This is a genomic window from Modestobacter altitudinis (genome assembly GCF_005930475.1).
In the GTDB taxonomy this organism is placed as follows: Bacteria; Actinomycetota; Actinomycetes; order Mycobacteriales; family Geodermatophilaceae; genus Modestobacter; species Modestobacter altitudinis.
The window spans coordinates 22886-33783 of sequence record NZ_SJEW01000056.1 but is presented as its reverse complement, the minus strand read 5'-3'; the positions used below and the strand labels follow the sequence as shown (position 1 = coordinate 33783).

Below are 10898 nucleotides of genomic sequence, written 5' to 3'. Positions count from 1 at the left end.
GAGCGGGGGTCGGGTGCCGGTGACGGTGTTCACGGGGACTCCTCCGATGGTCGGACCTGCCAGTCGACGGTGGAGCCCACCGCGGCTGCGTAGCGCTCGATCGTGGACAGCCGCGCGTCCCACTCGCCGCTCTCCAGCCGGGCGACGGCGGACTGCGACGTCCCCATGCGCGCGGCGATCTCGGTCTGGCTGGCGCCGCTGACCCGACGCACCTCGGCCAGTTCCGCGATCAGCGCGCGGCGGCGGTCGGCCATCCCCTGCAGGCCAGGAAAGGACGTCCGACGCGGCGGCGGCATACCTCGGACGGTATACCAGGAACGGCATGGCGACCAGCCCGCCCGACCCGGTTGGCGACTCCGGCAGCGGGCTGTCAGCGTGGGGCCGTGGACCGCCAGACCGCCCTCGACGCCGCCACCGCCGCCTTCGACTCCGGCGCCTTCCTCGCCACCCTGGAGCGCCGGGTCGCCTTCCGCACCGAGAGCGCCGACCCCGGCCGCGCCGGCGACCTGCGGGCCTACCTGACCGACGAGCTGGTGCCCGACGTCCAACGGCTGGGCTTCACCACCCGGGTGGCGGAGAACCGGGTCTCGCCAGGGCACCCGTTCCTCGTCGCGCACCGGTCGGAGGGGTCTGCGCGGCGGGTGCTGACCTACGGGCACGGCGACGTCCAGCCGGCCCACCCCGAGCAGTGGCGCGCCGGGCTGGACCCGTGGCGGGTCGTCGTGGAGGGCGACCGCTGGTACGGCCGCGGCGTCGCGGACAACAAGGGCCAGCACACGGTCAACCTGGTCGCGCTGGAGCAGGCGATCGCCGCCCGCGGTGGACGGCTCGGCTACGACGTCACGCTGCTGGTCGACATGGGCGAGGAGTCAGGCTCCCCCGGCCTGACCGAGCTGTGCGCGGAGCACCGGGTCGAGCTCGCCGCCGACCTGCTGATCGGCTCCGACGGCCCGCGGGTGGCTGCCGACCGGCCCACGGTCTTCCTCGGCACCCGCGGCTCGGTCAACGTGACGTTCCGGGTCACCGCGCGGGAGACCGCGCACCACTCGGGCAACTGGGGCGGGGTGCTGGTCAACCCGGCCGTCGTCCTGGCCAACGCACTCGCCTCGCTCGTCGACGGCCGCGGCCGCCTGCTGGTCGACGGGCTGCGGCCGGACGGCGTCCCGGCGCCGGTGCGCGCGGCGCTGCGCGACATCGACGTCGACCAGGGCCCGGACAGCCCTGCGCTGGACCCGGGGTGGGGCGAACCGGGGCTGTCCCCCAGCGAGCGGCTCTACGCGTGGAACACCCTCGAGGTGCTGGCGATGACTGCCGGCGACCCGGATGCCCCGGTGAACGCCGTCCCGCCGACCGCCCGGGCGCACTGCCAGCTCCGCTTCGTCGTCGGCACCGACCCCGCCCGGGTGTCCCCGGTCCTCCGCGCGCACCTGGACGCCGCCGGGTTCGCCGCCGTGCAGGTCGAGGTCGAGCACACGATGGCGGCGACCCGGACCGACCCCGAGGACCCGTGGGTGACCTGGACGCTGGCCTCGATCGAGCGCAGCACCGGGGTGGTGCCGGCGCTGCTGCCCAACCTCGGCGGGTCGCTGCCCAACGAGCCCTTCGCGCACGTGCTCGGGCTGCCGACCGTGTGGGTGCCGCACTCCTACCCCGGCTGCGCCCAGCACGCGCCGGACGAGCACCTGCCGACCGCGCTGGTCCGCGAGTCCCTCCAGCTCATGGCCGGCCTGTGGTGGGACCTCGGCGAACCGACCGCCCCCTGGCCGTCCCCCTGAGGGCCATGTTGGCCAACATGGCCCTTCAGCGGTCGGCGGTGCGGTGGATGGGGCCGTCGGCGCCGGTGAGCCGTTCGCCGGAGCCGCCCCAGCGGCCGGCGATGATCTCCGCGGCGATGGACACCGCGGTCTCCTCCGGCGTCCGGGCGCCCAGGTCCAGCCCGATCGGCGAGGAGAGGCGCTCGAGCTCGTCGTCCTTGATGCCGGCCTCGCGCAGCCGGTCCAGCCGTTCGTCGTGCGTGCGACGGGAGCCCATCGCGCCGACGTAGGCCACCGGCAGCCGCAGCGCGACCTCCAGCAGCGGGACGTCGAACTTCGGGTCGTGGGTGAGCACGCAGAGCACGGTGCGCTCGTCGATCCGCCCGGCGTCGGCCTCGGCCTGCAGGTACCGGTGCGGCCACTCCACGACCACCTCGTCGGCGTCGGGGAAGCGGCGCGCGGTGGCGAACACCGGGCGGGCGTCGCACACGGTGACCCGGTAGCCGAGGAACGACCCGACCCGGGCGACCGCCGCGGCGAAGTCGATGGCGCCGAACACGACCATCCGCGCCGGCGGGGCGAAGGAGGAGACGAACACGGTGATGTCGTCGCCGCGCCGCTCGCCGTCGTGCCCGTAGGTGAGCGTCGCCGTCCGGCCGGCGGCCAGCATGCCGCGGGCGTCGTCGGCGACGGCGCCGTCCAGGTGCTGCTCGCCGAACGAGCCCGACGCCCGGTCGGGCCACAGCACCATCCGCCGGCCCAGCCGGTCGGCCGGGCCCTTCACGCAGGTGACGACGGCGACCGGCTCGTGCGCGGCCACCGACTCGGCCACCTCGCCCAGCTCGGGGAAGGACTCGCGGGAGATCGCCTCCACGTACACATCGAGGATCCCGCCGCAGGTCAGGCCGACGGCGAAGGCGTCATCGTCGCTGACGCCGTAGCGCTCGAGCGTCGGTTCCCCGGTGGCGACGACGTCGGTGGCCTCCTCGTAGACCGCGCCCTCAACGCAGCCGCCGGACACGCTGCCGACCGCCGTCCCGTCCGGGCCGACCAGCATCGAGGCGCCCGGTGGGCGTGGCGCCGATCGCCAGGTGCCCACCACGGTGCCCATCCCGACGGTCTCCCCCGCCTGCCACCAGCCGACCAGGTCGTCCAGAACGTCACGCATCAGGAGGTCCCTCCAGTAGTCCGGCCCCGGGTGGAGGCTCGTCGCGAGCGTGCGAGTGATGAGGAGCCCGGGGTCCTCTCGATCACTCCTGCCAGTTGCTCGAAGGCGGCCAGGCTGTGCCCGGCCACGAAGTGGTCGACGGACGGCAGCGCCGCCACCATCCCCGCGGTGAGCGGCTCGTAGCCGGACCGGCCCTTGTGCGGGTTCACCCAGACGACGGCGTGCGCGAGCCGGTGCAGCCGGGCCATCTGCTCGGCGAGCAGCTCGGCGCCACCGCGCTCCCAGCCGTCGCTGCACACGACGACGACCGCGCCGCGGGCGGTGCCGCGCTGGCCCCAGCGGTCCAGGAAGGCCTTGAGCACCTCACCGATCCGGGTCCCGCCGGACCAGTCGGGGATCGCCGAGCCGCTGGCCGCCAGCGCCCGGTCGGGGTCGCGCAGCCGCAGCTCGCGGGTCACCCGGGTCAGCCGGGTGCCGATGGTGAAGACCTCGGTGCTCGCCGGGCGGGCCCGCACGGCGGCGTGCGCGAAGCGGAGCAGCGCGTCGGCGTAGGGGCTCATCGAGCCGGAGACGTCGATCAGCAGCACCACCCGCCGCGGACGGGGCCGGGCGCGGTGGTGCACGAGCCGGGTCACCTCGCCGCCGTCGCGCAGCGCCCGCCGCACGGTGCGGGCCCGGTGGATCGAGCCGTGCTGCGACGGGCTGCGCCGCCGGGAGGCGCGCATCGGGGCGGCCGGGACCAGCAGCGCGAACAGCCGGCGCAGCTCCTCGCGCTCGGCGACGGTCAGCTCGGCGACGTCCCGGTGCCGGAGCACCTCCTCGCCGCTGGCCCGGGTGGCGAGGTCACTCGGCTCGCCACCCTCCTCGCTGCCCTCACCGGTTCCCAGCGGCGCGGACTGCGCCACCCGGGGCTGCTCGGCGCCGGCCGACCGCCGCGGCCGCGGCGCCTCCCCACCGAAGTACGCGGCGAAGGCGGCGTCGTAGCGCTCGAGGTCGTCCGGGCTGCCGCACAGCGTCAGCCGGCCGGCCCAGTAGACGGCGGTCGGGTCCAGGACGTCGAGGTGCGCGGCCGCGGCGAGCATCGCCTCCACCCGGTCGGGGGAGGCGGCGACGCCGGCGTGCCGGAGGGTGCGGGCGAACCCGAGGACGGTCGTGACGACGTCGCGGGTGCCGTTGCCCGCGGGCCCGTGCTCAGGAGCCACCGAACAGCGCCCCCCGGGTCAGGGCGTGCACGCGGTCGGTGTCCTCGCGGTACTTGAGCACCGCGCCGAGGGTGCGGGCCGCCGTGTCGGGGTCCAGCTCGCGGGCGCCGAGGGCGTGCAGCGCGCTCGCCCAGTCCATCGCCTCCGCGACGCCGGGGGGCTTGAGCAGGTCGAGGCTGCGCAGCTTGGCGGTCGCCCGGGCCACCTGCCGGGCCAGGGCATCGGTGACGTCGGGCAGCCGGCGCCGGAGGATCGCCACCTCGCGCTCGAAGTCGGGGTGCTCCAGCCAGTGGTAGAGGCACCGCCGCTTGAGCGCGTCGTGCACCTCGCGGGTCCGGTTGGAGGTCAGGACGACCAGCGGCGGCGTCTCGGCCCGCACGGTGCCCAGCTCCGGGATGGAGATGGTGAAGTCGCTGAGCACCTCGAGCAGGAACGCCTCGAACTCGTCGTCGGCCCGGTCCACCTCGTCGACGAGCAGCACCGACGGCGAGTCCTCCAGCGCCTGCAGCAGGGGACGGGCCAGCAGGAACCGCCGGTCGTACAGCCCGGCCTCCAGCTCTGCCGGGTCGCCGGCGGCGTGCGCGGCCTCGGCGGCGCGCAGGTGCAGCAACTGGCGACCGAAGTCCCAGTCGTAGAGGGCGTGGCTGGCCTCCAGCCCCTCGTAGCACTGCAGCCGGTACAGGGGCCGGCCGGTGACCTCGGCCAGCGCCCGGGCCAGCGCCGTCTTGCCGACCCCGGCCTCGCCCTCCAGGAACAGCGGGCGGTGCATCACCAGCGCCAGGTACGCCGCGGTGGCCAGGCCCTCGTCGGGCAGGTAGCCGGTGGCCTCCAGCGCGGTACCGAGTGCGGCAGGGTCAGCGGGGAGGGTGGGCTGGCTCACGTCGAGCAGCATCCCACCCCCGGGGTCGCCCGCGCGCCGTCAGTCGGTGGCCATCGCCTCGAGGTAGTCGTCGTAGCCGGCGATCACGTCCTCGAGGTCGAGGAACTCCGGGAAGTCGGCCACCTCCTGGTGCTTGCGGAGGAACAGCACGGTGCGCCGGACGACGTCCTCCTCGTCGTCGGTGCCCAGCCGGTCCATGACCTCGGGGGTCACCGTGACGAAGGTGCGGACGTCCTCCAGCTCGCTGGGCTGCACCACCAGGTAGGAGTTCTCGCCCTGTGCGTCGATCTCGATGTCGTCGTCGGCCATGTCCTCCGCCCTACCCGGACCAGCCCGTTGAAACGCCAGCCCGACCCGAGCTCAGCCGGCCATCGTGGCGATGTCGATCACGAAGCGGTACCGGACGTCGCTGGCGACCACCCGGTCGTAGGCCTCGTCGATCTGGTCGGCGGAGATGACCTCGACCTCGGCGCCCAACCCGTGCTCGGCGCAGAAGTCCAGCATCTCCTGGGTCTCCCGGATGCCACCGATCATCGAACCGGAGAGGCTGCGCCGGCCCTCGAGCAGCGGGAACGCCGGCACCTGCAGCGGCTCCTCCGGCAGGCCCACGTTGACCAGCGCGCCGTCGAGCTTCAGCAGGCCGAGGTAGGCACCCATGTCGACCGACGCCGAGATGGTGGAGACGATCAGGTCGAAGCGGCCGGCCAGGGCCTGGAACGTCTCCGGGTCCGACGTGGCGGAGTAGTGGTCGGCGCCCAGCCGGAGCCCGTCCTCCTGCTTCTTCAGCGACTGGCTCAGCACGGTGACCTCGGCACCCAGCGCCTTGGCGATCCGCACGCCCATGTGGCCGAGCCCGCCGAGGCCGACGATGGCGACGTTCTTGCCCGGGCCGGCACCCCAGTGGCGCAGCGGCGAGTAGAGCGTGATGCCGGCGCACAGCAGCGGGGCGGCGACGTCGAGGGCGATGCCCTCGGGGATGCGCAGCGTGTAGGCCTCGTCGACGACGATCTTCTCGCTGTAGCCGCCGTCGGTGGGCCGGCCGTCCCGGCCGATCGCGTCGTAGGTGCCGATGTTGCCCACCTGGCAGTACTGCTCCTCGCCGGCCAGGCAGGGCTCGCACTCCCGGCAGGAGTCGACCATGCACCCGACGCCGGCCCGGTCACCGACCGCGAACCGGGTGACCTCGGAGCCGACGGCGGAGACGACACCGGCGATCTCGTGGCCGGGGACGAGCGGGAAGAGGGTGTCGCCCCACTCCCCGCGAGCGGTGTGGATGTCGGAGTGGCAGATGCCGGCGTAGGCGATGTCGATGAGCACGTCGTGCGGGCCCAGGTCGCGGCGCTCGATGGTCGTCGCCACGAAGGGCGCACCGGTGCCGGAGGTGGAGCGGGCGTTGACGGTCAGCACGTGGGGGATCTCCTGGGGTTCCTCGGGCCTGCGCACTGCCGGCGGCCCGTTCTCCCCGACAACCCACGGACCCGAACGAGCCTTCCCCGGGTCGGGAACACGGGGCTGTGGACGGCCCGGAACTGTCGTACCCCCTGCCTACGGTCGTGCCATGCAGCGGTTGTCGGGCCGGTCCTCGATCGAGGGCGTGCTGGTGGACTGCGTGAGCGTGCAGGCCGAGCCCGGACTCACCCGGCTGGCCGCGAAGGGCTGCCCCGACCACCCCCAGGACGGCGCGGACGCCGGCGTCGGCACCGGGGTGGTCGGGTGCGGAAGTGCGGTGATCGGTCCGCCGCCGTCCTGACGACCGCAGCCCAGGCCCGACACGCCCGCCGCCGGCTGCGCTCGCCTGTTGGGCAGGATGGCGGCATGCCGACGCCGGAGACCACGCCGACCGACGAGCTCGCCCTGGGCGATGACCTGCGGGGCTTCGTCGACGCCTCGCCGTCGCCGTTCCACGCGGTGGCCGAGCTGGCCCGGCGGCTGCGCGCGGCCGGGTTCACCGAGCTGGCGGAGCCGGACCCCTGGTCGTTGGTGCCCGGCGGCGCGCACTTCGTCGTCCGGCACGGCAGCCTGATCGCGTTCCGGGTGGGCAGCGCACCGCTGGCCGACGCCGGCATGCGGCTGGTCGGCGCGCACACCGACTCCCCCACGTTCAAGGTGCGGCCGCACTCCGACGTGCGGCAGGCCGGCTACCGGCTGGTCGGCGTCGAGCCCTACGGCGGCGGCCTGTGGCACACCTGGCTGGACCGGGAGCTGACCGTCGCCGGTCGGGTGGCGCTGCGCGGCGGGTCGGTCGCGCTGGTGCGGCTGCCCGGCGCCCCGCTGCGGCTGCCCTCGCTCGCCATCCACCTCGACCGCGGCGTCCGGGACGGGCTCAAGCTGGACCCGCAGCGGGAACTGGTGCCGGTGTGGTCCGGTGACCTGGGCTCCGAGCCGGGGCTGGCCGAGGCGCTGGCCGACGCGGCCGGGGTGGCGGCCGGGGAGGTCGTCGGCCACGACCTGGTGCTCGCCGACACCCAGCCCGCGGCTCCCGCCGGGGCCGACGGCACCTGGGTCGCCGCACCGCGGCTGGACGACCAGGCCTGCTGCCACTCCGGCCTGACGGCGCTGATCGGGGCGCCGGCCGGCCCGCGCACCCAGGTGCTGGTCTGCAACGACCACGAGGAGGTGGGCAGCGGCTCGATGTCCGGAGCGCGCGGCAGCTTCCTGACCGACGTCGTCCGCCGGCTGGTCGCGATCACCGACGCCGGCGACCCGCAGGCGCTGCCCCGGGCACTGGCGCAGTCCCGGCTGGTGTCGGCGGACATGGCCCACGCCGTCCACCCGACCCGGTACGACCGGCACGAGCCGGCGCACCAGCCGCGACTCGGCGGCGGCCCGGTGCTGAAGGTGAACGCCAACCAGGCGTACGCCACCGACGCGGCGTCCAGCGGGTGGTTCGCCGAGCGGTGCGGCGAGGCGGGGGTGCCGGTGCAGTGGTTCGTGACCCGGGCCGACCTGCCCTCGGGCAGCACCATCGGCCCGCTGACCGCCACCCGGCTGGGCATCCCGACCGTGGACGTCGGCGCGCCCATGCTGGCGATGCACTCCTGCCGGGAGCTCGCCTCGGCGCTCGACGTGCCGCTGATGGTCGGCGCGCTCACCGCCTGCTTCGCCGACTGACCCGCCGGGCCGGTGCGCGGGGTCACCAGCCGGCGGGCGCGGGACGTGACATGGTGGTCGTGGGACCGGGATCGGTCTCCCGGACGAGTACGCCGTACCCGGACAGCGACAAGACGGCGTCCCAGGAGATCCCGTGTACTGGCTGGTCCTCGTCCTGTCCGGCGTCCTCGAGGCCGTCTGGGCCACCGCCCTCGGCCGTTCCGAGGGGTTCACCCGTCTCGCCCCGACCATCGTGTTCGGCGTCGCCCTGGCCGCGAGCATGGGCGGCCTGGCCTTCGCCATGCGCAGCCTGCCCGTCGGCACCGCGTACGCCGTCTGGGTCGGCATCGGCGCCGCCCTGACCGCCGGCTACGCCATGTGGACCGGGCAAGAGCCGCTCAGCGCCGTCCGGGTGCTCCTGCTGGTCGGCATCGTCGGCTGCGTCGTCGGGCTCAAGCTCACCCACTGACCGGGGTCAGACGCCGACGGGCGTCGCCTCCGGCGTGAACTCGGCGCCGCGGACGACGCGGTGGCATCACGCCCAGGGGTGAGGTGCTCAGCCCAGCAGCGCCGCCAGCCGGGCAGCGGCGGCGGCACCGACCGCCCGGCCGGCCCGCGCCGCGGCGGCCCGGGTCGCCGGCGACAGCGCGTTGCTGCCGAAGGCCTCGACCGAGGCCTGGTCGGCGTGCACCACCGCGACCGCGGCCGGCGCCAGGTCCGCGATCTCCTCGGCCAGGCTGCGGCCCCACAGCTGCGGGGCGTCCTCGAGCGCCGGCACCACGACCAGCACCCGCTCTGCCCCCGCGGCGAGGTCGGCGTTGGTCATCGACCGCGTGCCGCCGTCCATGTACCGCCGCCCGTCGATCGCGACCGGTGGCCACACGCCGGGCACCGCGCAGCTGGCCGCGACCGCGTCGACCAGCGGCACACCGGAGTCGCGAGTGAAGACGGCGACCTCGCCGGACCCGGTGTCGACCGCCGGCAGCAGCACCCGCCGGTCCGGCCAGTCCGGCACCGGCAGCCGGGCGGCGATCGCCGCCCGGCGGCGGGCCGGGTCCACGCTCGGAGCGGCCAGCGCGAGCGCGCCCATCCGGCGGCCGGCGTCCGCCGCGTCGACGGCGCCGGCCATCACCGCGCCCATGTCGGCGAACAGCGCCGGCAGGTCGACGTCGACCTCGATCTCCGCGGTCTCCGGCCGCAGCTGGGCCTCGTACAGCTCGTCGAGGTCCACCCCGCTGGTGATCTGCGCCGCGACCGACGACCCGGCCGACGTGCCGACCACCAGGTCGGCCGCCAGCAGCCGGCCGGCGAGCGCCGGGTCCGCGTCGGCGATGCCGCGCAGCACGCCGAGCTCCCAGGCGATGCCGGCGACCCCGCCGCCGGCGAGGACCAGCGCGGTGCCGGCCGGGACGGGGTCAGGGACCGGGTGAGTCACGAGCCGAACGGTAGGCCGTGGCTCCGGACCTTGACATGCAGGCGAACGCCTGCATGATTGACCCCGTGGACGGCGACCTGACCCTGGTCTTCAAGGCGCTCGCCGACCCGACCCGCCGCGCCCTCCTCGACCGGTTGCACGACCGCAACGGCCAGAGCCTGGGCGAGCTCTGCGGCGAGCTGGCCATGGCCCGCCAGTCGGCCTCGCAGCACCTGGCCGTCCTCGAGGCGGCGAACTTGGTCAGCACCGTCTGGCACGGCCGGGAGAAGTTGCACTACCTGAACGTCGTGCCGCTGCACGAGGTCCAGGAGCGGTGGATCGACAAGTTCGAGACCCCACGACTGCGCGTCCTGAGCGCTGTCTGCCATGCAGCAGAGGAGCCCGAGATGACCGACCAGCCCACGTTCGTCTACGTCACCTACATCGCCGCCACCCCCGAGCGGGTCTGGCAGGCGCTGACCGACGCCGACCTGACCGCCTCCTACTGGGGCCACCGCAACGAGTCCGACTGGCAGCCCGGCTCGACGTGGCAGCACGTGCGCACCGACGGGTCGGGCATCGCCGACGTCGTCGGCACGGTCGTCGAGTCCGTCCCGCCGCAGCGGCTGGTCCTCACCTTCCCCGGGTCGGACGAGCAGCGGTCAGGAACGCCGTCGACGGTCACCTTCACCATCGACCGCCACCAGGACGTCGTCCGGCTCACCGTGCAGCACCGGGACCTGCCGACCGCCGCGGACACCGCCGCGGTGGCCACCGGCTGGCCGGCCGTGCTGGCCAACCTCAAGTCGCTGCTGGAGACCGGCCGGGTGCTCCCGCAGGCACCGTGGGAGTTCTCTGCCGAACCCCGGACCGAGGAGATGGCACACCACGACTGACCGACCCCCGTCCCGGGCTGCCAGGCGGTACGGTTTACGACGTAAACCGCTGAACCGTCAGCCCGGGACGAACGGAGGTCGCCATGTCCACACCGCTCGGCACCGGCGACCTCGACGTCCGGGTCGGCACGATGGACGGCCGGTGCACCGTCACCGTCGTCGGTGATCTCGACACCCTCAGCGCGCCCGTCCTCGGCGGTTGCCTGGCGGAGGTGCTGGACCACCCGGACGTGCGCGTGGTCGAGCTGGACCTCTGCGGTGTCACGTTCCTGGACTCGGCCGGCCTGACCGTCCTCGCCTCCGCGCACCGGACGGCACAGCGCGCCGGCCAGGTGCTGCGGATGCGCTGCGGCACCGCCCGGGCCGTCCTGCGCCCGCTGCAGATCACCGGCCTGGCCGGCGTCCTCAGCGTCATCGACGCTCGGCCCTAGATCTCTCCCGCCACCTCAACGTACAGCGCAGCGGGGGGCTTGCGGCAAGCCCCCGGTCGGGCC

General features: G+C 74.8%; 13 protein-coding genes and 1 riboswitch. Of the genes, 6 read left to right on the top strand and 7 right to left on the bottom strand.

Annotated elements, in window-relative coordinates:
* Positions 1–29: 29 nt before the first annotated feature.
* On the bottom strand, positions 30–296 hold the full coding sequence (locus FHL79_RS18265) for a helix-turn-helix domain-containing protein (protein WP_138760002.1): 267 nt from the start codon (positions 294–296) through the stop codon (positions 30–32).
* Positions 297–383: 87 nt separating this feature from the next.
* Here FHL79_RS18265 and FHL79_RS18260 point away from each other — a divergent pair, with 87 nt between their 5' ends.
* Positions 384–1775, top strand: coding sequence for a M20 family metallopeptidase (locus FHL79_RS18260; RefSeq protein ID WP_138760001.1), 1392 nt, complete (start codon positions 384–386; stop codon positions 1773–1775).
* A 25-nt stretch (positions 1776–1800) separates the two neighbouring features.
* On the opposite strand, the gene FHL79_RS18255 is transcribed toward FHL79_RS18260, so the two are convergent.
* The 5 genes from FHL79_RS18255 to FHL79_RS18235 are packed head-to-tail and all read right to left on the bottom strand — an operon-like array spanning position 1801 to position 6411.
* Complete coding sequence (locus FHL79_RS18255; protein WP_138760000.1) at positions 1801–2922, bottom strand: XdhC family protein; 1122 nt, start codon at positions 2920–2922, stop codon at positions 1801–1803.
* A complete protein-coding gene (locus FHL79_RS18250; protein WP_246080945.1) occupies positions 2922–4124 on the bottom strand; it encodes a vWA domain-containing protein in 1203 nt (400 codons plus the stop codon). The genes FHL79_RS18255 and FHL79_RS18250 overlap by 1 nt, the downstream gene beginning before the upstream one ends.
* Positions 4114–5004 (bottom strand): AAA family ATPase, encoded by an 891-nt coding sequence (locus tag FHL79_RS18245; protein WP_281283881.1) that lies wholly within the window; start codon positions 5002–5004, stop codon positions 4114–4116. Before FHL79_RS18245 ends, FHL79_RS18250 begins: the two co-directional genes overlap by 11 nt.
* A gap of 39 nt (positions 5005–5043) precedes the next feature.
* Positions 5044–5313 carry a hypothetical protein gene (locus FHL79_RS18240; RefSeq protein ID WP_138759998.1) on the bottom strand — a complete coding sequence of 90 codons (270 nt, stop codon included), beginning with the start codon at positions 5311–5313 and terminating at the stop codon, positions 5044–5046.
* Between the two features lie 51 nt (positions 5314–5364).
* On the bottom strand, positions 5365–6411 hold the full coding sequence (locus FHL79_RS18235) for an NAD(P)-dependent alcohol dehydrogenase (RefSeq protein WP_138759997.1): 1047 nt from the start codon (positions 6409–6411) through the stop codon (positions 5365–5367).
* A gap of 151 nt (positions 6412–6562) precedes the next feature.
* On the opposite strand from FHL79_RS18235, the gene FHL79_RS18230 reads away from it, so the two are divergent.
* From FHL79_RS18230 to FHL79_RS18220, 3 genes are all read left to right on the top strand, one after another.
* The gene (locus FHL79_RS18230; protein WP_138759996.1) at positions 6563–6754 is read left to right on the top strand and encodes a hypothetical protein; all 192 of its coding nucleotides are present in this window, start codon (positions 6563–6565) and stop codon (positions 6752–6754) included.
* 65 nt (positions 6755–6819) lie between these two features.
* Entirely contained in the window at positions 6820–8115 is a 1296-nt protein-coding gene (locus FHL79_RS18225; RefSeq protein ID WP_138759995.1) for a M18 family aminopeptidase, read from the top strand.
* A 58-nt stretch (positions 8116–8173) separates the two neighbouring features.
* Positions 8174–8238: riboswitch (guanidine-III (ykkC-III) riboswitch) on the top strand.
* Between the two features lie 10 nt (positions 8239–8248).
* The gene (locus FHL79_RS18220) at positions 8249–8563 is read left to right on the top strand and encodes a DMT family transporter (protein WP_138759994.1); all 315 of its coding nucleotides are present in this window, start codon (positions 8249–8251) and stop codon (positions 8561–8563) included.
* Positions 8564–8650: 87 nt separating this feature from the next.
* Here the strand turns inward: FHL79_RS18220 and FHL79_RS18215 are convergent, their stop codons facing one another.
* Positions 8651–9529 carry a patatin-like phospholipase family protein gene (locus tag FHL79_RS18215; RefSeq protein WP_138759993.1) on the bottom strand — a complete coding sequence of 293 codons (879 nt, stop codon included), beginning with the start codon at positions 9527–9529 and terminating at the stop codon, positions 8651–8653.
* A gap of 65 nt (positions 9530–9594) precedes the next feature.
* Here FHL79_RS18215 and FHL79_RS18210 point away from each other — a divergent pair, with 65 nt between their 5' ends.
* Together FHL79_RS18210 and FHL79_RS18205 are read left to right on the top strand one after the other, a co-directional pair.
* A complete protein-coding gene (locus tag FHL79_RS18210; RefSeq protein ID WP_218938509.1) occupies positions 9595–10404 on the top strand; it encodes an ArsR/SmtB family transcription factor in 810 nt (269 codons plus the stop codon).
* 83 nt (positions 10405–10487) lie between these two features.
* Positions 10488–10835, top strand: a complete 348-nt coding sequence (locus FHL79_RS18205; RefSeq protein WP_138759991.1) for an STAS domain-containing protein — start codon at positions 10488–10490, stop codon at positions 10833–10835.
* The last annotated feature ends 63 nt before the right edge of the window (positions 10836–10898 follow it).